The organism is Spiroplasma sp. ChiS, assembly GCF_002968355.1.
Classification (GTDB): Bacteria; Bacillota_I; Bacilli_A; order Mycoplasmatales; family Mycoplasmataceae; genus Spiroplasma; species Spiroplasma citri.
Genome location: NZ_PUUH01000011.1, coordinates 1 through 26968, shown reverse-complemented (window position 1 = coordinate 26968; position 26968 = coordinate 1). Strand labels below are relative to the sequence as shown.

Below are 26968 nucleotides of genomic sequence, written 5' to 3'. Positions count from 1 at the left end.
CCGAGCATACTTTTTACAATATCAGCCGCCTTTTCTGTTTTTAGTTAATTTTGTAAAGTACTCATTGATATAACACTGACATTTATTAATTAATACTGTCTTATTTGCTAATTTAATTTTTAACTCTTTTCAACAGAGTTCTTTTAAAGACACTTTCAAAACCTCCTTATAAATAGTAAGATTTCTAAATTTTTTTATTGTGGAACACTTACCCTTTAGCCATTGCAAGTTAAAGATTTATCCCCAAACCACGATAACTCTTTTATATTGCCTAAAAGAATTGCCTCCATTATGTCGTAGCGGTACGGCCACCACTGTATTGTTTATCCTCGCTTGCTTGATTTAACGACATTCCAAGTAGGAGATTTTTATTTAGTTGGTTTTGCTGTTATTTTCTTAAACTAAGCAAGGTTAACGACAATTTTAACCTAATTAAAAAAGATAGAATTTTATATCTATCTTTTTCTTAGTTTTTGGTAAATTTATACCAACCGAATATTTTACGCGGTCATATTCATTGTATGTATATAATTTATCAATAAATTTTTTAACATCTAATTTTAGTGCAACGAGTAATTTTAAAATTTTATTTCAACTTGTTTTTGAACAATCTTTTTCAATTCGACAAATAGTTGATTGTTGTAACCCTGACATTTTGGCTAATTCACGTTGAGTTAATCCTTTATGAATTCGTAATTGTCTAATAACTTCGTTCATTTATATATGTTCCTTTCATATTATCATAAGTAACTAAGTTAAATATTTTATGTCTCTCTATCTATGCAATGCTAAAATTATAACAAAAAAATATAATTAAATAAAATTTTTATATGCATCAAATTAAAATAATAAGTTTCGTGGGGTGCGTGGAAATGGAATCACATCACGAATATTTGTCATTCCTGTCACATACATAACAAAACGTTCAAACCCTAATCCAAAACCTGCACTTTTATAATATCCATATTTTCGTAAATCAATATATCATTGTAAATCTATCGTTGGAATTTTTAATTCATTGCAACGGTTGACAATTTTATCATAATCATTTTCACGAACACTACCACCAACTAATTCTCCAATTCCTGGCACTAATAAATCACAAGCCGCAACTGTTTTATTATCATCATTAATTTTCATATAAAATGCTTTAATTTCTTTTGGATAATTAAATAAAAAGGTTGGTTTTTTTGTTTCTATTTCACATAAATATCTTTCATGCTCAGTTTGTAAATCCATTCCTCAAAAAATATTCGTATTTTCAAATTTTTGGCCTTTTGTCACAGCTTTTTGCAAAATTTCAATTGACTTTGTATATGATAGACGAACAAATTCATCATTTATAACACTTTTTAATCTTTTCAATAATTTATCATCAACGTTACTATTTAAAAAGGCAAGTTCATGGCTATTATTAACAAATAAATAATTAATAATATGCTTAATCATTTTTTCAATTAATGCCATATTTTCTTCTAGATCAATAAAAGCAATTTCAGGCTCAATCATTCAAAATTCAGCAGCATGTCTTGTTGTATTAGAATTTTCAGCACGAAATGTTGGGCCAAAAGTATAAACATTGCGAAAAGCTTGTGCAAAACCCTCAGCATGAAGCTGACCTGAAACAGTTAAACTAGCTTTTTTTCCAAAGAAATCTTCATTATAATTGTCATCCGTTCTCGTTGTTACAATAAATGATTCACCAGCACCTTCAGCGTCATTTCCAGTAATAATTGGTGTATGAACATAAATAAAATTATTTTTATTAAAAAATTCATGAATTGCAAAAGAACTACTACTACGAATTCGGAAAACTGCATTAAATGTATTAGTTTTTGCTCGCAAATGAGCAATTTCACGTAAATATTCATAAGAATGCTCTTTTTTTTGTAACGGATAATCTTCGGTTGCCTCATCAAGAATTTCAATTACTGATGCTTGAATTTCAAATGGTTGTTTTGCAGATGGTGTTAAGCAAAACTTTCCAACTACTTTAATTGCTGATGAAATTCGTAAAATACTAATTGATAAAAAATTAGCAAGTTGCTCTGGTCTATAAACAATTTGCACATTATCAAAAACAGTCCCATCATTCATAACTAAAAAACCTAATTTACTACTACTACGATTAGAACGCACTCATCCCAAAATTGTAACTTCACTTTGATCTTTAATTTGATCTTGATATAACTGTAAAACTGTTGTCATATTTTTTCTCCTTTTTTATTTTATAATTTAATTGCACTTTCTAATGCCAACTCTACCATTTGGCAAAAATTATTTTGTCGTTCGGCTGCTGTTGTTAATTCACCTGTAATAAAAGAATCAGAAATTGTTAATAATGATGCTGCATTTTTCTTTAATGTTAATGTATTTGCAAACAAAGCAAATGCTTCCATTTCTACACATACTGTATTATATACTTGGTTTTAATTTTTTCAATCATCCTTATTTTTACGATAAAACACATCAGATGAATGAACAATTCCAGTGAAAGTTTTAATTTGCTTTGCTTTAGCAACTTCTTCAATTGTTGCAAAAAGATGTTGTGAAGAATTTAAAACTTCATCTTCTATTCCTGCTACAATTCTAGCATAATTATTTTCACCATAAGCTGCTGTTGCATTAACAATATCATAAATCTTTAGTGCATAATCATAACTACCCGCTGAGCCAATTCGAATAATATTATCAACATTATAAAATTTAAATAATTCATATGAATAAATTCCAATACTTGGACAGCCCATTCCACTTCCAACAACTGTAATTGTTTTATTTTTATAAGTTCCAGTGTAGATATACATATTTCGAATTTCATTTACTAATTTTATCTTTTCTAGAAAAGTTTCCGCAATAAACTTTGCTCGTAATGGGTGGTCTGTCTCCGGGCATTAAGACTTGTTTCGGCAATTTCTTCTTGTTTAGCATTGATATGTGGTGTCATTTTGTTTCCCTCTTAACATTTTCTATATTTAATTTATATTGTACTATAAAAAATAAAAAGGAACATTAGTTCCTTTGATTTTAACAATATTTTTTTAAAATTTTATTACTTTTAATTCTATTTTCTAAATATTGATGCTCTTTATCAACAGATAAAAGAGTTTTAATTAAATTATCATTTCAATATATTAACGGTAATAAAGCAGAAATAAAAATTTCATTTTTTTCATACAAAGTTGAAGAAATAATAGTATGCATAATATCGGTATATTTTGATAAATCCGAATTATACTTTGATGTAATACCAATTACATTTACCCCATTATTTTTAGCTTCCTTAGCTGCTGCTATCACAGCCATTGTTTTTCCTTCTAAACTTATACAAATTAATAAATTATCTGGTTGTATTAAACTCGCACGGGTAATAATATTGTTTTCATTTTCCACCAACAAACTACAAGTAAACCCAAAACTAAATAAACGGGTAGCTAATTCTTTTACTGCTAACGATGAAATTCCCAAACCAGCTAAATAAATTACTTTCGCTTTTTTTAGTAAAGTAACTGTTTCTAAAACTTTAACATTATCAAAAGTCTGTTGATTACGTTCTAACATATCTTGATAATATAAAAAAATATTTTCTGTTGCATCTAAATACAAATTATTGGTTTCCAAACGTTCTTGTTCTGCAACGATTGCAATAATAAAATCACGATAACCAAATAAAGCCTAATTTTTAATTTAAAGAATAAATTGGTGAATAACCTATTCCAGTTACTTTTGACAAATCTTCAATTTTAAGATTTCGAATATTATGAATATTTTCACGAATATAATTTGCAATTTTAATTTCTTTTTTTGTGCAAGTTCCTTGAATCATTGATAACTTTGAGAGAATTGAAATATTATCCATTGTTTTAATAATCTCAACGATTGTCTTGTTGATCCATTACAAAATCTTTATCAACAATATCTGATGATCAAACTTTATTAATTAAATCATCAGTAAAATACATTCAAGGTAATAATTTGTTAACATAAATTTTATGATCATTTACCCGTTGATTTGGGGTTGAAATAATGTGTGACCAATTCGCTAATTTAACTGCTTTTGACATATCTTTCCCAGAAATTACTACAATAGTTACTCCTTTTTCTTTTGTAATTGTTAATGCTTTATTAACTGCTTCATTATCACCAAATAATGAATAGGCTAAAATTAAATCATTTTTATTCATAAAACGAGAACGAACCATTAAGTCTTCTTCATTCTCATTTAGATTAAAAGCATTAAAGCCAAAACGATATAATTCTAACGCTAATGTTTGTGATAAAGCATTTGTTGAACCCATTCCAATTACAAAAATTCGATATGCTCCTTTAATTGCATTAATTGTTTGATTCATCTTTTCATTATTAATCATCGTATCATTTTGATTAAGAATATCAAAATATGTCTTCTTCATTAGACTTTCCATATTTTCAAAATCTAATGATTTAATTTCAATATCAGCAGCAATCGCAATTAAAAAGTCTCGATAACCATTAATTTGCATTTTTCGTAATAAACCATATATTGCACTATAACCAGTATTTACCTGCTGTGCTAAAACTTCAATATTCATTGTTGTTACTTCTTTCATATTTTCTTTAATATATTTAATAATTTCATTTTCTTTTTTAGTAAAATTCTTTGAATCGAATGTTTCTAATTTTGATAAAAATGATGCCATTTTATCTAGTCTCCTTTTATGTTGTTTTCCAGTAGTTCTTGTGCTGCTAACCGAGCAATCATTGCAGCATTATCCGTACAATATTCTAATTTTGGAATAATAACTTTTAAATTTGGTGCTGCCAAATTTAAAATTGCTGCTCGTAATGCGCTATTAGCTGAAACCCCACCGACTAACGTAACCATTTGCGGTTGAAAATTTTGAATTGCTAATTTTGTTTTTCGCATAATAATATCAACACATGTTTTTTGAAATGTCGCGCAAAAATTAGACAGGTTAATTTTAGTATTACGTTGTTCTTTTACAATTAAATTAGCCACGGCTGATTTTAATCCGCTAAAAGAGAAATTATAACTTTGGTCATTTAATGGTAATGGTAAGTGATATTGTGTTGTTGTACCTGTCGCTGCTAACTTATCAATAACTGGCCCGCCCGGATACTCTAAGTCCAACATTCGGGCAACCTTATCATAACATTCACCAATTGCATCATCCAATGTTGAGCCTAAAATTTCAAAATTCAAATGTTTTTTCATCAATATTAACTGAGTATGGCCACCACTAACTAGAACTGCTAAAAGAGGAAATAAAAAATCATTATTGATTGCACTAGCATAGATATGACCATATAAATGGTTTAAAGGTAAAATTGGAATTTCTAAATAATTAGACAATGTTTCTGCTATTATTTTCCCAATATGTAATGCTCCAATTAAACCTGGTTTTGCTGTGTATGCAATGTATTGTAACTCTGTTATATTAATCTTAGCTTTTTGCAAAGCTTCAAGTAAAACATAAGAAAAGTTTTTTAAATGTAACCGCGAAGCAAGTTCTGGAACAACTCCGCCATACTTTGTATGTTCTTTAATTTGTGACGAAATAATATTTGCTAAAATTTTTCCATTCTTAAAAATCGCAATACTAGTTTCATCACAGCTTGTCTCAATTGCAAGAATTACCATTTCATACACCTCCTCATTATTATATAATAATTTTCCCTTAAAATACTAAGAAAGAAACAAGTATCAAAAATATACAAAAAAATAATAGATTTATCTATTATTTTTTAATTTTTGTATATTTAATAAAATTACCCTAAATAACCTTGTTATCCTTCATTACTTTTTCAATCCCTGCAATTGCTGCGTCTTCATCAGAACCAGTTGCAACAATTTCTACTTCTGCACCTTGATGAATTCCTAACGCAATAATAGTCATGATTGATTTTAAGTTACCAGTTTTTCCTCCTGATAAAATAGTAATATCTGACTGGTATTTGTCTGCTTCTCCTACAATTAATGCTGCTGGACGTGCATGCATCCCAACAGGATCAGCGATAACAGCTTTAAATGATGCCATTAAATTTCCTCCTTTAAAATATACTCACTTATTATATCAAAAAAATAAAAATAAGTATATTATCCCTTAACAATTTTTTATGTTTTTAAATAAAAATTTCAAGTAATTGACATTATTATTTTCTTAAATTTATTATTCTACTTTTTTAATTGCTTGACTATCTGCTGAAATAATTTTGATATTATAAGGGCTCGGAAAAGCAATTTGTACATTTTGGGCAATGATTTTAACAACAACTCCAATTCCAAATAATTCATGACTAACAGTATCATTTACTTTTCATGGATTAGATTTAAAAGATGACTCAAGGTTTTTATTAAGATGAAAAGTAGTGCGTGATTGTTTTTCACTTTGATTATGAAAAGAAATAGTAATTGACTTTGACTTACTAAACAACCTTTCACTATTAACTTTTTCATAAAAATCACCATTTAATTCTTTAATAAATCGTGATTCAAAGCGTTCATTACCCGTAATATATGAATAACCATCAGCATAACTTATAAACAACAATTCTTTTGCCCTTGTAATGGCAACGTATAAGGCTCGTCGTTCTTCTTCTAATTGTTCAGTTTCCATTTTAATAGCTTGCGTTGTCGGAAAGATTCCTTCATTTAAACCAACAATAAAAACAACCTTTTTTTCTAATCCCTTTGCATTATGAATTGTCATTAAAGAAATAGTATTATCAGTTAAATCATCACTATCACTGTCAGTTTGTAATGAAATCAATTGTAAATATTCACTTAATAATTCCGTTCCTTCTAAATCCTTATTTTGCTTATCAAATTTAACAACTGAAGCAATTAATTCTAAAATATTTTCTTCTCGTTCTTCTTCAAAGTTATCACGTAAGCGCTGCAAATAACCTGTTTTATCTAATAGTAGCACTAATAGGCTTTCAATTGACTTAGCAGTTGGTAATTGTCCTAATGCTATTACAATTGCTTCTCGCAGTTTATTTAAACTATGTTGAAGATTTAATGGTAACAAATCAAAATGTTGTTCCAATAATGTTGTAAACATTATTTGATGTTCTTTTAATATTTGCATAATTTGTTCAAATGCTTTTGGTCCAATTTTTGGCGTTAACAACAAAATCCGTTCAATGGCTAAAGGATCATTATTCATAATTATTTTTAAAAAAGCAAGGGCATCTTTAATTTCTTTTCGTTCATAGAATTTAAAAGCACCAAAAATACGATATGAAAGGCCATAATCAGCAAGAGCTCCTTCTAAATCACGCGATAAGTAATTGGCACGATATAAAATTAAAATATCATTATAATTATAATTTTCTTCTTTCATTAAAGTTTTAATTTTATGAGCTACAAAATCACTTTCATCGCTACTATTAGCACCATGATATAAAATTGGTAATTGACCTGAAGCTTTAATAGTAAATAAATCTTTTTCAATTCGATTTTTATTATGAATAATTAAATTATTAGCTAATGATAAAATATTTTGTGTTGACCGATAATTTTCATTTAAAATAATTGTTTGGGTGTGTGGAAAATACTTATCAAAATTTAAAATTAAATTAATTTTTGCTCCTCGCCACGAATAAATGGTTTGGTCAGGGTCACCAACAACAGTAATATTGTGATTGTCACCAACTAATCATTTAATAATATCAAATTGTAATTCATTAGTATCTTGAAATTCATCAACTAAAAAATAATCAAAATGATTTTGTCATTTTTTCAATACTTCCACATTATTTTTAAATAACTTATATGTTAATAAAATTAAATCATTAAAATCAACGCTATTTATCTCTCGTAAACGTTTTTCATAAACGTCATAAATTTCTGCTCATCGTACTTCATCCCCACTTGCCAATTGTTTTGCACTATTTGGACTAATAAAGTCATTTTTTCATTTGGAAATAAAATTCTTGACCATTTTTGCTTCTTGTGCATCATATTTCACAGGTAATGTTTTATAAATATTGCGGATGATGCTATCTTGATCTGCCATATCAATAATATTAAATTGCCGATCATAATTTAAATGAATAATATCTTCTCGTAAAATACGAACACATAGAGCGTGATAAGTTGCAATCAGACAACGTTGACCACTATTTCCAATCATATCAATAATACGTGTTTTCATTTCATTAGTAGCTTTATTAGTAAACGTAACAGCACAAATCCGTCATGGTTGCAAATTAGCATATTTAATTAAATATGCAATTTTATTAGTAATAATACGTGTTTTGCCACTTCCAGCGCCAGCAATAATTCGCACTGGTCCAGTAATTGCTAAAACAGCTTCGCGTTGATTTGGATTTAAATTTTCAATAAATTCATTGAGCATGATATTCTGCCTTTCTTTACAAACAATTAGATTTTACCCTATAATTCATCAATTTCTTTTAAAATTTCATCAGAAATATTTCCTTGTTGGTTTTCTTGCAAATGAATATGTTTTGTTTTTCTTGTTATTAATTTTTTTGGTTCTTTTGGTTCTTTTTTAGAAATGGGATTTTTCTTTACAGTAAATAAATGAAAATGACTATCAAATAAAATTTGATGGTTTGGATTTAATACTAAACCAAAGATTAAACCAATATATCATAAAAAATAAATTGTTGTTATAGTTCGAATAATAATTAATGCTATTGGATTTTTATTAGTTGCCCGAAACAAATCACTTAAACTAACTTTAAAAATTAAATTTAAACTTAAATTTGTTAATAAAACAACAAATCATGGTAAAAATGTAATAAATAACTCACGAGTAAAAATAACCGCTAATTTTAATTTTGTTTCACTAGTAACTAATTTAATTTGAAAACAAAACTTTCCAATTGTTTTACCATCTCAAAAATAAGGAATAAGAATAAAATAAAGAAAGAAAAGAACAAAAGTAATCCCAATAACTAAAATAGGAGCTCAAATTGTTCGAGCTTGATCTCAATATTTCATCGTTAAAGTTAATGCTAAGGGAATTAAACTCGCTAAAATAATATCGAAAAAACGAGCAAAAATCACACGAACTGGACGCGCTAATTGATGAAGATGATATTCTTCTTCCAGTTCTGATATCGTAGTAACGGTTGAATTTTTATTGTTTGCTAACTCTTGCATCATTTATTTTGTATTTTCCAGTTTTCAATGTTTAATAAAACCTTTAATATCAGCAACAATCATTTTAAATTGTGGTTCTTTCACATTTTTAATATATTTATTTTTCACAAAACTTTTATAACGACGTTCTAACTTGTTCTCGGCACTATGAATAGCTTTAATTGATAATCTTTTATTGTTTTGTAAACTAACAATTTCTAAAAATGTTATTAAGCAAAAACGAATAAAAGAATACTCTAATTCTTCTTGATATTCACGATATAAATTTAAATCACGATATAAATTAAAAATATAAATTCATTGTTTAATTAAATCAAAAACACTATAATTAACAATTCCTAAGTCATACTCAACTAAAACATCTTTAATTGCAACAAAACCACCAGTATAAACTAATGCGTTATAAATAAAGAAAGTATCGGTACGACGATAATCAAGTAATGTAATATTTTTTTGCAAAATAAGGTTTCGACGAAATATCTTTGTAAAAAGTGAAGAATTAATATATGCTAACACTTCTTTATTAGTTTTAGGTGATAGTAAAACATTACATTTATTTCAAATTTCGCTTTTTTCTTTTGAATTAGCATACTGTAAACGAAATTCAAGCATATCAATTTTTTTATGGTCAACTTGATATGTTTCAACTTTTTCTTTTAAAACTGCAACTGCTGTTTTATGAATTGTTTGTCCTTCATCAACAATCATAAAAAAATCTCCTTGCGCAATTGAAATAGCGGTATTAATGCCATATGAAAAACCTTGACTTCGTAAATTTGTAATTATTTGAATTTGTTTACCAATATTATTATAAAAACATTCATTCATAAATTCTAAGAGTGGTGATTTTGGTTGAAATCCACTATCATCAATTAAAACAATTTCATAATCATCACTTGTTTGTTCTTTAATTGATAGTAAAGTTTTCATTAATTTTGTCTGATTATTTTGTGCTACAATAAGAAATGATAAAAACATTGTAATCCCCTTTCTCAATCAATTCTTACCATAATTATAACATTTTAATCTCTTTTTAGTATAATTATTATATTAGAAAAGTAAAATAATTGACAAGTTTAAAAAGAAGGATTTCTCAAATGCCAAATGAAACATTACAAAAAATTTTACAACAAAAAGAAATTACAACTGATGATCAAATAATATTTCAGACAATTTTTGATGTCTTAAGCACCTTGTTTACTGATGAAAATCATCTTTCAACTTTAACAAGTGGTTATAATATTAATCACTATCAGCAAGTTTGATTTCCTAATATTGTTCCTCTGTAGCAAAAAGAATTAGCAATTAAAAAGGGGTATGCAAATTATATGTCAGATGATTGAACTTACATTTACTATTTTATTAATTACTTTTGCAAAATTAAATGAAAAAAAATCGGCATTGGTTATCATTTTGTTGGTGTTTTTACTTTTATTGGATTTCTTGATCAAGATTGCAAAACAATGATTTATCAAAAAATTAAAAATAGTTATCATTTTAATAAATAATTTAAAAAACCATACTAAGAAAGTATGGTTTTTTAAAATTGATAGTTATTATTTTTATTTGTTTTTGCTTCTAATCGTTGTTTTTTTATTAATTCTCGTGTCATTTTTTTAACTCGGGCATAATCAAACGGATTTCTTTTCCCTGCTCCAACTTTAATATGTTTGCCAAAAATATTAATTTTTCAAACTCAATTTCTTTGTTTAAATCGCATAATATCTCCCTTCATGTTAAACATAAAGTCCTATTTATTTATGATACACAATAATTACCGATTTTTCAATTTATTAACAAGAAAATTTAAGTTAAAACTTCATATCCAGTTGGTGTAATTAAAATCGTATCTTCAAAATGCGCACTGCATAAGTGCAAAGCTGACACTGGCGTTCAATTATCATCTAACATTTTAATTGCTTTAGTTCCAATTTGAACCATTGGTTCAATACAAATTGTCATTCCAGCTTGTAAGCGCATTCCGGCGCCTGCTGTTCCAACATTAGGAATCATTGGATCTTCATGTAATTCTCGCCCAATCCCATGGCCGGTAAATTCAGTTGGCAAGAAAAAACCTTCTCCTTCAACATATGTTTGAATTGTTTCACCAATATCACCAATTCGCACTCCTGGTTTTAAAATTGCAGTTGCTTTTGCTAAGGCTGTTTCAGTAACAGTTAATAACTTCACATGTTCTGCTGTTCGCGGTTTACCAACAATTACAGTAAAAGCCCCATCACTATTATAACCTTCATATGAACAACCTGCATCGACAGAAACAAGGTCACCCTCCATAAATGGCGTATGATTTGGAATTCCATGAACTAAAACTTCATTTAAAGAAACACAAATTGCAGATGGAAAACCATATAAACCTTTAAAATTTGGTTTGCAATTATTTGCTCGAATAATTTCTTCTGCGCGATGATTAAGCATAATGCCTGTCATTCCTGGTTTAATCATCGCTTTTAATTCTTGGTCAATTTGTTTTAATGTTGTGCAAGCTTTGCGCATATATTTAATTTCTTGGTCTGTTTTAATTGTAATCATCGTTAAATTCCTTTCAGGTTTTATTTTATCATAAAAAGAAAAAAAACTAACAATACAACAGTTATTTTTTTGGTTTAGACTAATTCAATAATCACCATTGGAGCATTATCTCCTTTACGATTATCTAATTTTAAAATGCGTGTATAGCCACCATTACGAGTTTTATATTTTTTGGCAATACCATTAAATAATTTTTGTAATGCAGTTTCTTTTTCATTTGCATCAATATCACGTAAAAAACTAGCAGCACGACGACGAGCATGTAAATCTTGTCGTTTCCCTAATGTAACTAATTTATCAACATGGCGGCGTAGTTCTTTTGCCCGTGTTTCTGTTACTTCTAAACGTTCATTAATAATTAACTCGGTTGCTAAATTACGCATTAAGCCATTTCTTCATGCAGTATTTTTCCCTCTTTTTTGTTGATATGACATCCTATTTCACCTCTCTTAATCACGTCGAAAGTTTAAACCTAATTGGGCCACTTTATCTTTAATTTCTGTTAATGATTTTTTCCCTAAGTTTCTAATTTCTTGAATTTCATCTTCTGATTTTGAAACTAAATCACGCAAGGTATCAATTTTTGCTCTTTTTAAACAATTTTGTGAACGTTGCGTAAATTCTAGTTCATCAATGCTACGCTCTAATTCATCTTCTTCAGCCTCTGCTTCCGATGAAATAATTTGGGTTGCTTTAATTGCTTCATTCAAGTTAACAAAGAATTCTAAATGCTCAGTAATAACTTTTGCTGCCATTGCAACAGCATTAACTGGCGTAATTGAACTATCAGTTTGAATTTCTAATTCTAATTTTTCTAAGTCAGCATTTTTTCCAACCTTTGTTGGCTCAACATTATATGCCACACGCTGAATTGGGCAATAGTTTGAATCAATGACAATTAAATCAGCATATTTTTTTTCTTTTTTATTATCTGTAAATGATTTATACCCACGTGAATTACGAGCATGTAACTCTAAATCTAATTCTCCACCTTTAGCAATTGTTGCTAATAATAAATCACCATTAATAACTTCTACTCCCGTTGGGACAACTAAATCTCTTGCGTAAATTTCTCCTTCTTTTGAAGAAACAACTTTTAAAATTACCGATTCTCCATCGGGAATAATATCTTGATTAATTTTTAATACTAAATTTTTAATATTTAAAATTATTTTTGTAACATGTTCAACAACACCAGGAATAGCAGTAAATTCATGCAAGGCACCTTTAATTCGAACAGCAAAAACGGCGGCTCCTGGTGTTGCTGATAGTAATGTTCGACGTATCGCATTTCCTAATGTTACACCAAATCCTCGTTCTAATGGTTCAACTAAAAATTTTCCGTAATTATTGGCTTTATCTTCTGCTTGTAATTTAAATTCTGGTCTAATAAATTGTTTCATCGCCTAATCTTTCTCCTATCCTCTTGGTCTTTTTGGTGGGCGTGCCCCATTGTGAGGAATTGGCGTTACATCTTTAATTGAAGTGATTTCTAATCCAATTGTTTGAATGCTCCGTACCGCAGCATCACGCCCTGGGCCTGGCCCTTTTACTTCAACTTGAACACTACTCATTCCGTGTTCTTGGCTTGCTTTCCCAGCAGCTGCTTCAGCAACCATTTGAGCAGCATAAGGAGTTGACTTTTTGCTTCCTTTAAAACCCATTGCCCCTGCTGATGCTCATGAAATGACATTACCCGCTTCATCAGAAAGGGTAACAATTGTATTATTGAAAGTTGAATGAATATGTGCAATTCCTTTTAGGACATTTTTTTTAACTTTTTTCTTATTCGTTTTTTTTCTAACAGTCATAATTGTTCTCCTTATCTACTATTTTTTCTTATTAGCAACTGTTTTACGTGGTCCTTTAACTGTTCGTGCATTTTGCTTTGACGACTGTCCGCGTGCAGGCAAACTTTTACGATGACGCATTCCACGATAACTACCAATTTCCATTAAACGTTTAATATTCAAGGCAACTTCACGTCGTAAGTCTCCTTCGATTTTTAATTTGGCAATTTCATTTCTAATTGTTGTTAATTCATCTTCTGATAAATCTTTAACACGAATATCTTCTGATATTTTTGCTTCTTTTAAAATTTGTTGTGATTGTGGTTTTCCAATTCCATAAATATATGTTAACGCAATTACTACGCGCTTATCATTTGGAATATCTACTCCGCCAATACGTGCCATTTTCTTTTCCTCCCTTTTTAACCTTGTCGTTGTTTATGTTTTGGCTGTGAACAAATTATCATCACACGCTCTTTTCTTTTAATTACACGACATTTGTCGCAGATTTTTTTAACTGATGATCTTACTTTCATCGTGTATTCTCCTTTACCAAAATTTTTGTTATTTTGTTTATTTATGTCTAAAAACAATACGCCCACGTTCTAAGTCATAAGGTGACATTTCCACAACTACTGTATCGCCGGGTAAAATGCGAATGTAATTCATTCGGATTTTACCCGAAACGTGAGCTAAAATAGTTGCGCCATTTTCTAATTGCACCTTAAACATTGTATTTGGTAATACTTTTAAAATTGTTCCTTGTACTTCTAATAAATTAGTTTTGGCCATTTTATCTATTACCTCCAATTTCCGTTATTTTAAAACTGCCATAATTTGATCTCAAACAGCATGTCCTTCCATATCAGCATCAATAACGGTTAATACTTGCTGATTTAAATAATATTCAATTAACGGTGCAGTATCAGCATGATATGCCGCTAATCTAATTTTAATTTTTTCTTCGTTATCATCTTTTCGTTGTACTAATGGGGTTTGATCATCATCACAAACTCATGCTACTTTTGGTAGCAATGCTGTTTTATGATATGTTCGCCCACAAGTTGGACAAGTTAAACGTCCCGTAATTCGTTCGATTAACTTTGCTTCATCAATTTCAAAATATAACGTATGGTCAACTTTGCTATTTATTTTTTGCAATAATTGATCTAATTTTTTTGCTTGTGCAATTGTGCGTGGAAAACCATCTCAAATTAAATCACCCCTTACTATTTGTAAATGGTTTTCAACCATTTGAATCATAATATCATCCGGAACTAATTTTCCCTGGTCAGCATACTGTTGACACAAAATACCTAATGGTGTTTTTTGCTTAATATTATCTCGAATAATATTACCAGTTGAAATATGAGTAAAACCAAACTTTTTGACTAAATGGTCTGATTGGGTTCCTTTTCCACTTCCAGGAGTTCCTAACAAAATAAAATTTCGCATTAACTTTCCTCTGGCTTTCTATCATAAATATGAATCTTTAGTATCATCAGTTAATTGTTGTGATTTTTTATCAATAAACGCTTGTTGCGTAATTCGCCCTTTAACTTGACGAATTGTTTCTAATGCTACTGATACCATAATAATTAACCCTGTTCCTCCAATTGCTAATGCACTTGGTAAAGCTGTTAATTTACTAATCACATAGGGTAAAATCGCAATTGCTGCTAAAAAGACTGATCCTAAAATACTTAAACGGTTGATTGTTCCTTTAATGTATTTTTCCGTTTCTTTCCCAGGGCGAACGCCAGGAATAAAAGTTCCGGCCTTCTGAAAATTCTCAGCAATTTTTTCAGGATTCATTTGTACTTGTGAATATAGGAAAGTAAATAAAATTGTTAAAATTGCATAAATAATAATTCCTGGTCATGTACTAAACAATAAATAATTATTTGTAAATTGCACAAAACCATTATTTGGATTACTTACACTAATAATTTGTGCAACAGTAATTGGGGCTGAAATTAATGCTGAGGCAAAAATTACGGGAATAACTCCGGCGGAATTAATTTTTAATGGTAAGAAGGGGCGGTTTTCTTCATTTCCTGATACTAAACCACTTCCTGTTTGCTGAATTGGCAATTTACGTTCTGATTCATTTAACATTACAACAAATAAAACAACCAATAAGAACATTACGACATACACTAAGAATTTTAAAATTCCATCAAATAATAAGTTAATATCTTCTTGTGCTGAAATTCAGAATTTAAAGGTTGTTTGTAAATTATTTGGTAATTGCGCAACAATTCCAGCAAAAATAATTAATGAGACCCCATTACCAATCCCTCTAATTGTCATTTGATCAGCTAATCAAAGCATTAACATTGTTCCTGCAATTAAGGCTGTCAGAACTAATGTATAATAAAAGATTGGACTTCCAGTTCCAAAATCAGATGAATCTCATTTTGGAGAAATAATGCCTTGGTTTGCCATAGTAAAAATTGTGGCAATTCCTTGCATAATTGCAAACGGAATTGTTAATCATTTTGTTAAACGATCTAATTTTTTCCGCCCACGTTCACCAGTTTTTGCTCAGCGTGATAAGGGCGGAATTACATCGGTTGATAATAACTGCACAATAATAGATGCAGTAATATAAGGTGATACTCCTAAAGCTAAAATTGAAAACTTTCCAAGTGTTCCTCCCCCTAACATCGAAATCAAACTAAAGAACTGATCATTGTTTGATAAATCTTGAAAGTTAGGTGAAATTTTTACGCCTGGAACTGTTAAATAACTACCTAAACGAATTAAAACTAAAATTAATAAAGTAAAGCCAATTCGTTTAATCAAATCTTTATTTTTAACAAAAAAATTTGATGATTTAACAATATCAACCTCACGATTACGGCGAGTTGTTTTTCTTTTTTTCGCTTTAGTTTTCACTATATTACCTCCACTTTTCCTCCATCTTTTTCAATTGCTGTTTTTGCAGTTTGCGAAACTTTGTTAACTTTAACATTAACACTCTTAGATATTGTACCATTACCTAAGATTTTAATTAATTCTTTTTCATTTTTTAGCACTTTTTTGGCAACTAATGTTTGATGGTTAATTTCATTTAATCCTAACTTTTCCAAATCACTTAAGTTTAACAAGACATATTTTTTGGTTGTTAAATTAGTAAAACCAACCTTTGGTAAACGACGGAAGATTGGGGTTTGTCCCCCTTCAAATCCAGGGCGAACACCCCCACCTGTGCGGGCATTTTGCCCTTTATGTCCCTTACCAGCTGTTTTTCCTAATCCTGATGAAGTTCCTCGTCCTAGTCGTTTCTTACTATGACGGGCTCCATCAGTATACTGTAATTCGTTTAATTTCATTGTTCTGTCCTCTTATCCTTGTAACTCTTCTACGGTTTTACCACGTAATTTTGCAATTTGATCAATTGTTCGTAAATTACTTAAACCATCTAATGTTGCACGAATCATATTAATTGGGGTATTTGATCCTAATGATTTTGTATAAACATCTGCTAAACCTGCTAATTCAATCACAACTCGGACTGGCCCTCCAGCAATAACTCCTGTCCCTTTGCGAGCTGGTTTAATTAATACTTTTCCTGCTCCAAAATGACCAATAACTTCATGCGGAACAGTTGTTCCCACTAGTGGCACTTTTACTAATTGTTTTTTTGCCTCTTTAATTGCTTTTTTGATTGCATCAGGAACTTCGTTTGCTTTCCCAGTCCCAAAACCAACGCGACCTTTTTTATCACCAATCACAACAACTGCCGCAAAGCGGAAATGACGCCCTCCTTTTGTTACTTTAGTAACACGACGAATTGTTACGACTTTTTCTTCAAACATATTTTCATCGCCACGGCGATCATTACGCTCAAAACGTTGATTGCCTTGACGAGGATTATGTTGTGGCCCTTCTCTTTTTGCTGCTGGATGAACTGTGTTTCCTGTATTTGGTTTTAAATCTGTTTTATTCTCTGCCATATCTTCTTATTGCTCCTTTTAAAATTTCAATCCTGCTTTACGAGCAGCCTCTGCAAATGCTTTTACTTTTCCATGGTATAAATATCCACCACGATCAAATACTACCATTGTAACTTTTTTTTCAAGTGCTTTTTTTGCAATTTCAGTGCCAACTTTTTCTGCCGCAGCGATATTGCTTCTTGATTTTAAACCAACCATTTTTAATGTTGAGGCTGCAACAATTGTTTTTTGCTTCACATCATCAATTAATTGGGCATAAAAATGCCCATTTGATTTAAACACATTTAAACGAGGAACAGCTGTTGTACCATTAATTTTGGCACGAACACGAAAATGTCTTCTTTTTCGTTTTGCACTACGACTTTGACTTTGTAAATTTGCCATTGTTGATATTCCTTTCTTCTGCTATTTACCAGCAGATTTTCCTTCTTTACGGATAATGTGTTCGTTTTTGTATTTAACTCCTTTACCTTTGTAAGGTTCTGGTTTACGATAATTTCTGATGTTTGCAGCTACTTCACCAACTAATTGTTTTGAAATTCCTTCCACAATAATTTGTGTTGGCTTTGGAAGTGTAATTGTAATTCCTTGCGGAATTTTATATTCAACTGGATGTGAATATCCTAAACTTAACGTTAACTTATCACCAACTAACGCCGCACGATACCCTACTCCATTAATTTCTAATTCTTTTTTGAAACCTTTGCTGACACCTTCTAACATTCCTTGAATTAAAGAATTAATTGTGCCATGTAATTGCTTACTATGTTTCACATCATTTGCTCTAGTTGTTGTCACAACACCTTCTTTGGCGACAACAGTAATAACACTTGGAATTGTTTGTTCTAATTGTCCTTTTACGCCTTTTACAATAACATTATTTGGTTGAATTGTTACTTCAAGACCAACTGGAATTTTTAACTCTCTATTACCAATTCTAGACATTGTTTTGCTCTCCTTTAAATATTTCTATCACACATAAGCAATAACTTCCCCACCTAAGTGAGCTTGTTTTGCTGTTTTGTCTGTCATAATTCCTTGGTTTGTTGAAATAATTGCAATTCCCATCCCATTTAAAACTTGAGGTACTTTTTCAACGGTTACATAAACTCTTAAACCTGGTTTTGAGATTCGTTTTAATCCTGAAATAACTTTTGTTTTACCTTTATACTTTAAAGTTAACGTTAAGTCTTTTTTAATATCCCCTGATACTTTAAAATCTTCGACATAGCCTTCTTCTTTCAAAATCTCAGCAATTCTTATTTTCATTTTACTTGATGGCATTTTTACACTTCTGTGTAAACGTTGATTAGCATTGCGAATTCTTGTTAGCATATCAGCGATTGTATCAATCATCATAATTAATTAGTCTCTCTTTCTATCATGAAGCTTTTCTAACCCCAGGAATTTGTCCTTTACTTGCTAAATTTCTAAAGCATAAACGACATAAATCAAATTTACGTAACACAGCATGAGGTCGCCCACAGTTTCCACATCGAGTATAACCTCTTACCTTGAATTTTGGATGGCATTGTTGTTTAACTTTTAATGATTTTTTGGCCATATCTTCTTTCCTCCTATTTTTTAAATGGCATTCCCATTTTGTTTAATAATGCTCGAGCATCAGCATCATTAGTTGCACTTGTGACAATTGTAATATCCATTCCCCGTACTCTTTTAACTTTATCATAGTCAATTTCAGGGAAAATAATTTGTTCTTTAATTCCTAGGGTATAATTTCCACGCCCATCAAAGGCATCTTTATTAAGCCCACGGAAATCTCTTACTCGTGGTAAAGCAATGTTAATTAGTTTGTCTAAAAACTGATACATTTTTTTCCCACGTAAAGTAACTTTTGCTCCAATTGACATTCCTTCACGTAATTTAAAGGAAGCAATTGAACCTTTAGCTTTGGTAATAACTGGTCGTAGGCCAGTTATTAATGCTAATTGATTTGTAATATCTTCAATTACTTTACTATTTTGTGTTGCATCACCAGCTCCCATGTTAACAACAATTTTTTTAACAACAGGAACCTGCATTATTGATTGAAAGTCTTGCTCTTTGAATAATTCTTTAACAATTGTATTCTTATATTTTTTTTCTAAATTAACATTCATTATTAATCATTATTCCTTTCTACGCTAAATGCGCTTTTGATTTACGAGCAATGCGAACTTTTTTACCATTATCAGCAATTTGATAACTAATTTTAGTAATTTCTTTTTTATTTTTTGGATCAATTAATGCAACATTTGAAATATGAACTGAAGCGGGAACTTGTTGAATTCCTGCTTCAGTGTTATCTTGCGAAGGTTTTACATGTTTAATATTTGTAATTCCTTCAATTACCACACGACTTTTTTCACGTAAGACACGAATGATTGGTCCTTCTGTTCCTTTGTATTTTCCGGCTATAACTTTCACTAAGTCACCTTTTTTAAATTTAACTTTATCCATAATATAGCCTCCTATAATACTTCTGGTGCTAATGATGAAATTTTTACAAAACCAGCATCTTTAACTTCCCGGGCAATTGGCCCAAAAATCCGTGTTCCTCGTGGATTTTTATCATCTTTAATTAATACAACAGCATTTTCTGAAAATTGAATTTGTGTTCCATCACTTCGTTTCAAACCACGTTTAGTACGCACGATAACCGCTTTAACAACTTGTCCTTTTTTAACAATTCCACCAGGGGTTGCTTTTTTAATTGTACATACAACAATATCCCCAATATTAGTAAACTTTCGTCATGAACCACCCAAATTTTTAATTACTAACACTTCTTTTGCCCCAGAGTTATCAGCAACTTTTAATCTTGATTCTTGTTGGATCATTTTTTTATTATTCTCTTCTTACTAACCAATTGCTTTTTCAATAACTTCAATTAAACGAAAGTGTTTAGTTTTTGATAAAGGACGCGTTTCCATAATGCTTACTTTATCTCCAATATGGGCTTGATTTTGTTCATCGTGTGCTAAATATTTTTTTGAATACTTTACACGTTTTTTATATAAGGGGTGATTTTTATATGTTTCAACTAAAACAGTAATTGTTTTTTCAGATTTATCTGAAATAACACGTCCTTGTAAGACTTTACGACTATTTCTTTCCATTATTTTTTTCCTGTCCCTTTCTTAGTTGTTTTGTTATCGGCTTTTTTTGTTGTTTTACTAGCGGTTAAAATTTTATCACGATTTTCTTTTCAATTTGTGCCGTAAGTATATTCTTTTGCGTTAGGATCTTTTGCTTTTAATTCTAAATCAATCTTAACTCCTGACTCACGCTCTTTTGCAGTACCACCCATCGCAACAGAACTTTTGATTACTACTAATTTTTCTTTTGCATTAAGTTCAGATGCTTTTTTGACAGTCTTTGTTTGTGCTGGTTTTTTTGTTTCTTTCGGTACTTCAATATATTTTTTAGTAGAAGTAACTGATTTAACAGTCACTGTTGTTTTGCCGCTTGGTGTTGATGTTTTACTTTTTGCGGCTGGTTTCTTTGCCGCAGCTTTTTCTTTAATTAAAGCTTTTAATGCTGCATCCTTATCAGTTTTAGTTTCTTGTGCAACATCTTTTTTAGCCACTGGTGTGGCTGCTTTTCCAGTTGCAGTTTTTTCTTCCGCAACATCTTTTTGCTTAGGAGAATCTTTAACAGCGGCTGGTTTCTTTGCAGCAACTGGTGCTTTTTGTTCATCAAGACCATTTGTTTCTCCTATTGGTGTTGAAACAACAACTTGTTCTTCTGTTAAATCCATTGCATCATTTAATGGTAAATCCATTAAATTTGCCATTTTTCCTTCAGCAGCTTGTTGCTCAGCCATCATTTGTTCAATTTTTGCCTTGCGTTGTTTTGCAAATGCTTGTGATTCTTTTTCAATTTTCGCATATGTTTCATTTAAATTAACTTTAACATTAATTGCCGTATTTTCCCCAGAATTTTTACGAGCAGATAAGATTGTTAAAATGCGAGCAATTTGATTTTTTAATTCCCCAATGCGATGTGGTTTTTCTAAATTCCCCATTGCTGATTGGAATCGTAACGCAAATAATTCAGCACGTGATTCTTCTTCCAGTTTTTTCAATTCTTCAACTGATTTTTTGGTTAAATCATTCATCTCTTACTCTTCTCCTTTTTTAACAATCTTACATCTTACTGGTAATTTATGCATTGCTAATCGTAATGCTTCACGGGCAGTTTCTTCGGAAACCCCTGCTACTTCAAACATAACAGTTCCTGTTTTAACAACTGCTACTCATTCTTCAGGTGAACCTTTTCCTGAACCCATTCGAACTTCTAATGGTTTTTTTGTTTTTGCCATATGAGGAAAAATTCTAATTCAAACTTTTCCTCAACGTTTCATATAACGTGTCATCGCAATCCGCGCTGCTTCAATTTGGCGGTTTGTAATTCACGCTCCATCTATTGATTTTAATCCAAATTCTCCAAAATCTACTTTCGTATTTCCTTTTGCTTTTCCTTCATATTTAATACGATGCGGACGACGATATTTTGTTCTTTTTGGTAATAACATTATTTTGCCTCCTTAGCAACAGAATGTGATTTTGGTGCTTGATCACGACGATTATTGTTTGAACGATTAAAATCGCGTTTTTCAAACTTTGGTTTTTCATCACTTGTGGAAACTAATTCTTTGCTTAAGATTTCTCCCTTACAAATTCAAACTTTAACTCCAATTTGGCCATAGGTTGTTAAAGCTTCTGCTAAAGCATAATCAATATCACTACGTAAAGTTGCTAATGGGACGGTTCCTTTGGTATATCCTTCTGTTCGCGCCATATCTACGCCTCCTAAACGTCCTGAAACGGAAGTTTTAATTCCTTGTGCTCCAGCTTTCATTGCTTTTTTAATTGCTAATTTTTGTACACTTCTAAATGATGCACGATTAACAATCTGTTCAGCAATGGTATTTGCCACTAATTGTGCATCAGTGTCCGAGTTTTTAATTTCAACAACATTAATTTTTACTTCCATTTTACGATCGCCAATTGTAATATGTACTAATTTTACTAATTTTGCGATGTTTTTTCCTTCTTGTCCTAAGACAACACCAACACGAGCAGTTCTAATAAAGATAACAATTTCTTTTTTTGTTCGTTCAATTTCAATTTTAGAAACACTTGCTCCTTTTAATTCTTTCATTAGAGCTTTTCTAATCTTGATATCTTGATGCAATCATTTGACATATTCTTGCTTTTCAGCGTATCATCTTGAATCTCACGTTTTAATAACTCCAACTCGTAATCCTGTTGGACTAACTTTTTGACCCATCTCTTGTTATCTTCCTTTCTTATTGTTGCCCATCACTAACAGTAACTGTGATATGACTTGTTCTCTTCAATATTTCATATGCTCGTCCATGTGCACGCGGACGGAAACGTTTTAATGTTGGTCCTTCGTTAACGAAGATTTCTTTAATAAATAAGCGATCAGCATCCAATCCATTATTATTAACGGCATTTGCTACCGCTGATTTAACTAATTTTTGAACTGGAACTGATGATTTTTTGTTTGTGTTGTTAAGAATAACTATTGCGTCTCCCACTTTTTTATTCCGAATTAAATCGGTAACTAGTCTTACTTTTCGCGGCGATATTCTAATACTTCTTAAGTTTGCTCTTACATCCATTTATATAAATACTCACTTTCTGAATTTAATTATTTTTTCTTCTTATCGTCGCCATGTCCACCAAATTTTCTCGTTGGTGAGAATTCTCCCAATTTATGACCAACCATATCTTCGGTAACATAAACTGGGATATGTTCTTTTCCATTGTGGACAGCAAAAGTATGACCAATAAACTCTGGGAAGATAACGCTTCTTCTTGATCAAGTTTTAACAACTTCTTTTTTATTCGCAGCATTCAACGCTTCAACTTTTTTTTGTAAATGTTTATCAACAAATGGCCCTTTTTTCAGACTTCGTGACATTGTTTTACCTCCTATATATAATCTCTCTAATTTTGATTTTTACTTTCAACTATTATTTGTCGGATTAACCCTAATTAGCAAGATTATTTAGTACGTCTTCTAACGATTAATTTAGTTGAAGCTTTTTTCTTGTTACGAGTTTTGACCCCTAATGCTTTTTTACCTCATGGTGTCATTGGTGCTTTTCGCCCAACTGGAGCTTTACCTTCTCCCCCACCATGCGGGTGGTCATTTGGGTTCATAACTGACCCACGAACAGTTGGACGAATTCCACGTCAACGGTTTCGTCCCGCTTTTCCTCAATTTACTAGGGCATAATCTTCGTTTCCAACTTCACCAACTGTTGCTCGACATTCTCCTAAAACCTTACGAACTTCACCTGATGTTAACCGAATTGTGACATATTTGCCATCTTCATCTTTCCCTAATAATTGCACTGATGAACCTGCTGAACGAGCTAATTGTCCACCTTTGCCTGGACGTAATTCTAAATTATGTAGAACAGTCCCTTCTGGAATGTTTTTTAATTTCATGCAGTTTCCAACTTTAATATCCGTCTTCTCACCACTAACAATTTGCATTCCAATTTTAATGGTTTTTGGTGCCAAAATATATCTTTTTTCACCATCAACATAATTAACTAAACAAATAAAGGCATTACGATTTGGATCATATTCAATTGTTGCAATTTTTCCAACAATATTATCTTTATTACGTTTAAAGTCAATAATACGATATTTAACTTTGTGGCCGCCACCTTTATGTCTTGTTGTAATAACTCCTTGGTTATTACGACCAGCATGTTTTTTCCTAGTTTCAACTAATGATTTTTCCGGGCGGTCAGTTGTCAGCACGGAATAATCTAATGACGTCATATTACGACGACTCGGTGTGACTGGTTTAAAACTCTTAATTGGCATTGTTATTTATCCTCCTATTTCGCCAATAAACAGTCCCAGATAGTGTATCCTGGAATTATTTATCTTCTCCTAATAAATCTAATTTCTCACCTGGTTTTAATTTAATAACTGCACGTTTTGTGTATGTTGTTTCTCCAACAAATTTTCCCATTTTCTTTTCTTTTGGGTCATAATTAATAACATTAACTTTTTCAACCTTTACTTCAAAGATTTTTTCAAAAGCTTTTTTAATTTGAACTTTGTTTGCAGTACGCGCAACTTCAAAAGTATAAACCCCATTCGCCATATTACGATATGTTTTTTCTGATAAAATTGGTTTTTTAATGACATTTGTAATATGCATTATGCGTACACCTCCTCAATTGCTTTTACTGCTTGTTCTGTTACTAATAATTTGTTTGCATTTAATAAATCATAAATATTAATACCAGTTGATGTAATTATATTTACTTTTTCGATATTACGTGATGATTTAAAATTAACTTCATCACCTTCTGTGGTAATAATTAATAGTTTTTCACCATTAACTTTTAAATTATTTAAGACTTCAACCATTGCTTTTGTTGAAGGTTTATCAATTCCAAATTGATCAATTATCATAATGTTTTTATCTTGAACTTTTAATGATAATGCAGATTTAATTGCTAATTTTCTAACTTTCTTATTGACATGTTTTAAATAATTTTTCTCCGGAGTTGGACCAAAAACAATCCCTCCTCCTTTTCATTGTGGTGCTCTAATTGAACCTTGGCGAGCACGACCAGTTCCTTTTTGTCTTCAAGGTTTTCTTCCCCCACCAGATACTTCAGTTCTTGTCTTAGTTTTGTGTGTACCTTGACGCATTGCGGCTTGTTGTGCAATAACAGCATCAAACATTGCTTGCTGATGTGGCTCAATTCCTCAAATGGCATCATTTACACTAATTTCTTTAACGCTCGTTCCCTTCGCATCAAGTACTTGTAATTTCATTTTAAAATCCCTTTCTACAAAACTATTCTGTCTTTGATGCTGGTGCATCAGTGACTGCTGTTGGTGTTGTATCAACTGTTACATCAACAACTCCTTCAACTGGTTTTTCTTCTTTTATTGTGGGTTCTGGTGTTTTTGTTTCAACAGTTCTTTTAACTAGTTCTGTTGGTGTATTTGGTTCTAAACCTTTAATTGCTTCTTTAATAACTACAAATTGTTTTTTGGGACCTGGAATTGAACCTTTTACTAATAAAGCATTTTTTTCAGTATCAATTGCAATAACTTCTAAATTTTGAATTGTTACTTTTTCGGTTCCCATATGTCCAGACATTTTTTTAGATTTTAAAATTCGATTTGGGGCAATAGCTCCCATTGACCCAACGCCACGGTGATAACCTGAACCATGTCCCATTGGTCCCCGTGAATAGTTGTGTCTTTTAATTGAACCTGTAAATCCTTTCCCTTTTGAAGTTCCTGTAACATCAACGAATTCCCCAGCAGTAAAGATATCAGCTTTAATAATATCACCAGGATTATAACCATCCATATTTCTGATTTCTTTAACGAAGCGCTTAGGTGTTGTATTCGCTTTTTTGAATTGTCCTTGGTCTGGTTTTGAAACCAAGCTAATTCTTTTATCTTCAACAGCTAATTGAAGCGCTTGATAACCATTTTGTTCTTTTGTTAACACTCGTAAAACAACATTTGGTTCTACTTCAACTACTGTAACTGGTATTAATCTACCATCGGTAGCAAAAATTTGTGTCATACCAATTTTGCGTCCTAAGATTCCTTTCATTTCTTTCCTCCTTGAAAATACGTCATGTATATCTTGTCTATAAATTAAACTTAAGAATGGTTATTTATTTCATTTCAATTTCCACACCACTTGGTAGTTGCACTCTTTTTAAAGTGTCAATTACCTTTGGACCATCAGGATTAATAATATCAATAATTCTTTTATGTGTTCTCATTTCAAATTGTTCTCTTGAATCTTTATATTTATGAGTTGCTCGTAAAATAGTAATGATATTACGATCAGTTGGTAAAGGGATTGGCCCTTTTACCTGTACTCCTGCGGCTTGAGCTGCTTCAATGATTTTTTTAATTGATTGATCAACCACACGGTGATCAAAACCTTTTAATTTAATTCTCATTTTAGTTTTAGCCATTACTTTTCCTCCTAATTTATTCATATTTTTTCTGTAAACATTTACAACGCCTATCAGTGTATCAGTGATAGAACACAAAAGATGTTCCCATAAAATATACATGCTTATTTATTTTATTGGATAATAATCAATAATGCAAGTCTTTTTTAAGAAAAAAAATGAAATATTTTATCTTTTTTTACTTCTTTGTTTCATATCATTATAATTAATATTATGGAATCCTGTAAATGCAAGCAGTAATTTTTGCCTCTTGTTAATTTGATGATAACATCATTTTTAACAAATGCAACTTTAAAAAAAATAAAATATTTTATAAATATAACTTAATTTAAGCATATTTAATCATACTAAAAAAGCATTTATTAAATTTTAATTAATAAATTTCTTTAAATATTCTGTAAAAACATTTCTTTTGCACTTATTCAATTTAAACACGGTCGGAGTTTATCATTTATAACATTAACTGCTCAATCTATTCTTTTCTGATTAACATTATTTCTTCTTCTGTGTAAAC

General features: G+C 30.6%; 42 protein-coding genes and 1 pseudogene. 2 read left to right on the top strand and 41 right to left on the bottom strand.

Annotated features, from left to right (window positions below; genetic code table 4):
- Nucleotides 1-432 precede the first annotated feature (432 nt).
- From C6B38_RS01260 to C6B38_RS01215, 11 genes and pseudogenes are all read right to left on the bottom strand, one after another.
- The gene (locus C6B38_RS01260; RefSeq protein ID WP_105298352.1) at nt 433-717 is read right to left on the bottom strand and encodes a helix-turn-helix domain-containing protein; all 285 of its coding nucleotides are present in this window, start codon (nt 715-717) and stop codon (nt 433-435) included.
- A gap of 123 nt (nt 718-840) precedes the next feature.
- A complete protein-coding gene (asnS, locus tag C6B38_RS01255; RefSeq protein ID WP_105298351.1) occupies nt 841-2208 on the bottom strand; it encodes an asparagine--tRNA ligase in 1368 nt (455 codons plus the stop codon).
- A 20-nt stretch (nt 2209-2228) separates the two neighbouring features.
- A pseudogene (gene deoD / locus C6B38_RS12265) lies at nt 2229-2947 on the bottom strand (purine-nucleoside phosphorylase).
- A gap of 80 nt (nt 2948-3027) precedes the next feature.
- On the bottom strand, nt 3028-3621 hold the full coding sequence (locus C6B38_RS01245) for a MurR/RpiR family transcriptional regulator (RefSeq protein ID WP_233485465.1): 594 nt from the start codon (nt 3619-3621) through the stop codon (nt 3028-3030).
- A 61-nt stretch (nt 3622-3682) separates the two neighbouring features.
- Nucleotides 3683-3859, bottom strand: coding sequence for a hypothetical protein (locus C6B38_RS10930; RefSeq protein ID WP_233485464.1), 177 nt, complete (start codon nt 3857-3859; stop codon nt 3683-3685).
- Between the two features lie 4 nt (nt 3860-3863).
- A complete protein-coding gene (locus tag C6B38_RS01240) occupies nt 3864-4679 on the bottom strand; it encodes a MurR/RpiR family transcriptional regulator (protein ID WP_071936971.1) in 816 nt (271 codons plus the stop codon).
- A 5-nt stretch (nt 4680-4684) separates the two neighbouring features.
- Nucleotides 4685-5641, bottom strand: coding sequence for a tRNA (adenosine(37)-N6)-threonylcarbamoyltransferase complex transferase subunit TsaD (gene tsaD / locus C6B38_RS01235; RefSeq protein WP_105298350.1), 957 nt, complete (start codon nt 5639-5641; stop codon nt 4685-4687).
- A 133-nt stretch (nt 5642-5774) separates the two neighbouring features.
- On the bottom strand, nt 5775-6038 hold the full coding sequence (locus C6B38_RS01230) for an HPr family phosphocarrier protein (RefSeq protein WP_105298349.1): 264 nt from the start codon (nt 6036-6038) through the stop codon (nt 5775-5777).
- Nucleotides 6039-6170: 132 nt separating this feature from the next.
- A complete protein-coding gene (locus C6B38_RS01225) occupies nt 6171-8363 on the bottom strand; it encodes an ATP-dependent helicase (RefSeq protein ID WP_105298348.1) in 2193 nt (730 codons plus the stop codon).
- Nucleotides 8364-8401: 38 nt separating this feature from the next.
- A complete protein-coding gene (locus tag C6B38_RS01220) occupies nt 8402-9136 on the bottom strand; it encodes an RDD family protein (RefSeq protein WP_233485463.1) in 735 nt (244 codons plus the stop codon).
- A 3-nt stretch (nt 9137-9139) separates the two neighbouring features.
- Nucleotides 9140-10114 (bottom strand): glycosyltransferase family 2 protein, encoded by a 975-nt coding sequence (locus tag C6B38_RS01215; protein WP_105298346.1) that lies wholly within the window; start codon nt 10112-10114, stop codon nt 9140-9142.
- 119 nt (nt 10115-10233) lie between these two features.
- Between C6B38_RS01215 and C6B38_RS10925 the strand changes: the two genes are divergently transcribed.
- Together C6B38_RS10925 and C6B38_RS10920 are read left to right on the top strand one after the other, a co-directional pair.
- Complete coding sequence (locus tag C6B38_RS10925) at nt 10234-10425, top strand: hypothetical protein (RefSeq protein WP_233485462.1); 192 nt, start codon at nt 10234-10236, stop codon at nt 10423-10425.
- Between the two features lie 39 nt (nt 10426-10464).
- Nucleotides 10465-10644 (top strand): hypothetical protein, encoded by a 180-nt coding sequence (locus tag C6B38_RS10920; RefSeq protein ID WP_233485461.1) that lies wholly within the window; start codon nt 10465-10467, stop codon nt 10642-10644.
- A 32-nt stretch (nt 10645-10676) separates the two neighbouring features.
- On the opposite strand, the gene C6B38_RS01205 is transcribed toward C6B38_RS10920, so the two are convergent.
- The 30 genes from C6B38_RS01205 to rpsJ form a co-directional block, all read right to left on the bottom strand.
- Entirely contained in the window at nt 10677-10856 is a 180-nt protein-coding gene (locus C6B38_RS01205) for a hypothetical protein (RefSeq protein WP_004028453.1), read from the bottom strand.
- 86 nt (nt 10857-10942) lie between these two features.
- Nucleotides 10943-11686 (bottom strand): type I methionyl aminopeptidase, encoded by a 744-nt coding sequence (map, locus tag C6B38_RS01200; RefSeq protein ID WP_105298345.1) that lies wholly within the window; start codon nt 11684-11686, stop codon nt 10943-10945.
- A gap of 74 nt (nt 11687-11760) precedes the next feature.
- A complete protein-coding gene (gene rplQ, locus C6B38_RS01195; protein ID WP_105298344.1) occupies nt 11761-12120 on the bottom strand; it encodes a 50S ribosomal protein L17 in 360 nt (119 codons plus the stop codon).
- Between the two features lie 15 nt (nt 12121-12135).
- A complete protein-coding gene (locus C6B38_RS01190; RefSeq protein ID WP_105298343.1) occupies nt 12136-13089 on the bottom strand; it encodes a DNA-directed RNA polymerase subunit alpha in 954 nt (317 codons plus the stop codon).
- A 15-nt stretch (nt 13090-13104) separates the two neighbouring features.
- A complete protein-coding gene (gene rpsK / locus C6B38_RS01185; RefSeq protein ID WP_105298342.1) occupies nt 13105-13497 on the bottom strand; it encodes a 30S ribosomal protein S11 in 393 nt (130 codons plus the stop codon).
- 18 nt (nt 13498-13515) lie between these two features.
- Nucleotides 13516-13881: a 30S ribosomal protein S13 gene (rpsM, locus tag C6B38_RS01180; protein ID WP_105298341.1), complete on the bottom strand. Its 366-nt coding sequence runs from the start codon at nt 13879-13881 to the stop codon at nt 13516-13518.
- 17 nt (nt 13882-13898) lie between these two features.
- Entirely contained in the window at nt 13899-14012 is a 114-nt protein-coding gene (gene rpmJ / locus C6B38_RS01175; RefSeq protein WP_105298354.1) for a 50S ribosomal protein L36, read from the bottom strand.
- A gap of 37 nt (nt 14013-14049) precedes the next feature.
- Nucleotides 14050-14268: a translation initiation factor IF-1 gene (gene infA, locus C6B38_RS01170; protein ID WP_105298340.1), complete on the bottom strand. Its 219-nt coding sequence runs from the start codon at nt 14266-14268 to the stop codon at nt 14050-14052.
- 24 nt (nt 14269-14292) lie between these two features.
- A complete protein-coding gene (locus C6B38_RS01165) occupies nt 14293-14931 on the bottom strand; it encodes an adenylate kinase (protein ID WP_105298339.1) in 639 nt (212 codons plus the stop codon).
- An 18-nt stretch (nt 14932-14949) separates the two neighbouring features.
- Entirely contained in the window at nt 14950-16377 is a 1428-nt protein-coding gene (gene secY / locus C6B38_RS01160) for a preprotein translocase subunit SecY (protein ID WP_105298338.1), read from the bottom strand.
- Nucleotides 16377-16814 carry a 50S ribosomal protein L15 gene (gene rplO / locus C6B38_RS01155; RefSeq protein ID WP_105298337.1) on the bottom strand — a complete coding sequence of 146 codons (438 nt, stop codon included), beginning with the start codon at nt 16812-16814 and terminating at the stop codon, nt 16377-16379. The genes secY and rplO overlap by 1 nt, the downstream gene beginning before the upstream one ends.
- A 12-nt stretch (nt 16815-16826) precedes the next feature.
- Nucleotides 16827-17300 (bottom strand): 30S ribosomal protein S5, encoded by a 474-nt coding sequence (gene rpsE, locus C6B38_RS01150; RefSeq protein ID WP_146693245.1) that lies wholly within the window; start codon nt 17298-17300, stop codon nt 16827-16829.
- Between the two features lie 156 nt (nt 17301-17456).
- Complete coding sequence (gene rplR, locus C6B38_RS01145) at nt 17457-17822, bottom strand: 50S ribosomal protein L18 (RefSeq protein WP_105298335.1); 366 nt, start codon at nt 17820-17822, stop codon at nt 17457-17459.
- 21 nt (nt 17823-17843) lie between these two features.
- Complete coding sequence (gene rplF, locus C6B38_RS01140; RefSeq protein WP_071936954.1) at nt 17844-18383, bottom strand: 50S ribosomal protein L6; 540 nt, start codon at nt 18381-18383, stop codon at nt 17844-17846.
- A 24-nt stretch (nt 18384-18407) separates the two neighbouring features.
- Nucleotides 18408-18797: a 30S ribosomal protein S8 gene (gene rpsH, locus C6B38_RS01135; RefSeq protein WP_105298334.1), complete on the bottom strand. Its 390-nt coding sequence runs from the start codon at nt 18795-18797 to the stop codon at nt 18408-18410.
- A gap of 19 nt (nt 18798-18816) precedes the next feature.
- Complete coding sequence (locus C6B38_RS01130) at nt 18817-19002, bottom strand: type Z 30S ribosomal protein S14 (RefSeq protein WP_004028437.1); 186 nt, start codon at nt 19000-19002, stop codon at nt 18817-18819.
- A gap of 13 nt (nt 19003-19015) precedes the next feature.
- Nucleotides 19016-19558, bottom strand: a complete 543-nt coding sequence (rplE, locus tag C6B38_RS01125) for a 50S ribosomal protein L5 (protein ID WP_105298333.1) — start codon at nt 19556-19558, stop codon at nt 19016-19018.
- A gap of 19 nt (nt 19559-19577) precedes the next feature.
- Nucleotides 19578-19898 (bottom strand): 50S ribosomal protein L24, encoded by a 321-nt coding sequence (gene rplX, locus C6B38_RS01120; protein WP_105298332.1) that lies wholly within the window; start codon nt 19896-19898, stop codon nt 19578-19580.
- A gap of 11 nt (nt 19899-19909) precedes the next feature.
- A complete protein-coding gene (rplN, locus tag C6B38_RS01115) occupies nt 19910-20278 on the bottom strand; it encodes a 50S ribosomal protein L14 (protein ID WP_105298331.1) in 369 nt (122 codons plus the stop codon).
- Between the two features lie 21 nt (nt 20279-20299).
- A complete protein-coding gene (rpsQ, locus tag C6B38_RS01110; protein ID WP_037551401.1) occupies nt 20300-20560 on the bottom strand; it encodes a 30S ribosomal protein S17 in 261 nt (86 codons plus the stop codon).
- Entirely contained in the window at nt 20557-21558 is a 1002-nt protein-coding gene (gene rpmC, locus C6B38_RS12260; RefSeq protein ID WP_105298330.1) for a 50S ribosomal protein L29, read from the bottom strand. The genes rpsQ and rpmC overlap by 4 nt, the downstream gene beginning before the upstream one ends.
- Before the next feature lie 3 nt (nt 21559-21561).
- Nucleotides 21562-21975: a 50S ribosomal protein L16 gene (gene rplP, locus C6B38_RS01100; protein ID WP_105298329.1), complete on the bottom strand. Its 414-nt coding sequence runs from the start codon at nt 21973-21975 to the stop codon at nt 21562-21564.
- On the bottom strand, nt 21975-22733 hold the full coding sequence (rpsC, locus tag C6B38_RS01095; protein WP_105298328.1) for a 30S ribosomal protein S3: 759 nt from the start codon (nt 22731-22733) through the stop codon (nt 21975-21977). The genes rplP and rpsC overlap by 1 nt, the downstream gene beginning before the upstream one ends.
- 19 nt (nt 22734-22752) lie before the next feature.
- Nucleotides 22753-23091, bottom strand: coding sequence for a 50S ribosomal protein L22 (gene rplV / locus C6B38_RS01090; protein WP_004028427.1), 339 nt, complete (start codon nt 23089-23091; stop codon nt 22753-22755).
- A 29-nt stretch (nt 23092-23120) separates the two neighbouring features.
- The gene (rpsS, locus tag C6B38_RS01085) at nt 23121-23393 is read right to left on the bottom strand and encodes a 30S ribosomal protein S19 (RefSeq protein WP_105298327.1); all 273 of its coding nucleotides are present in this window, start codon (nt 23391-23393) and stop codon (nt 23121-23123) included.
- Between the two features lie 83 nt (nt 23394-23476).
- The gene (gene rplB, locus C6B38_RS01080; protein ID WP_004028425.1) at nt 23477-24313 is read right to left on the bottom strand and encodes a 50S ribosomal protein L2; all 837 of its coding nucleotides are present in this window, start codon (nt 24311-24313) and stop codon (nt 23477-23479) included.
- 55 nt (nt 24314-24368) lie between these two features.
- The gene (rplW, locus tag C6B38_RS01075) at nt 24369-24656 is read right to left on the bottom strand and encodes a 50S ribosomal protein L23 (RefSeq protein ID WP_004028424.1); all 288 of its coding nucleotides are present in this window, start codon (nt 24654-24656) and stop codon (nt 24369-24371) included.
- Nucleotides 24656-25282, bottom strand: a complete 627-nt coding sequence (rplD, locus tag C6B38_RS01070) for a 50S ribosomal protein L4 (protein ID WP_105298326.1) — start codon at nt 25280-25282, stop codon at nt 24656-24658. The genes rplW and rplD overlap by 1 nt, the downstream gene beginning before the upstream one ends.
- A 22-nt stretch (nt 25283-25304) precedes the next feature.
- Nucleotides 25305-26081, bottom strand: coding sequence for a 50S ribosomal protein L3 (rplC, locus tag C6B38_RS01065; protein WP_105298325.1), 777 nt, complete (start codon nt 26079-26081; stop codon nt 25305-25307).
- A 64-nt stretch (nt 26082-26145) separates the two neighbouring features.
- A complete protein-coding gene (rpsJ, locus tag C6B38_RS01060) occupies nt 26146-26454 on the bottom strand; it encodes a 30S ribosomal protein S10 (protein WP_105298353.1) in 309 nt (102 codons plus the stop codon).
- Nucleotides 26455-26968: the final 514 nt, after the last annotated feature.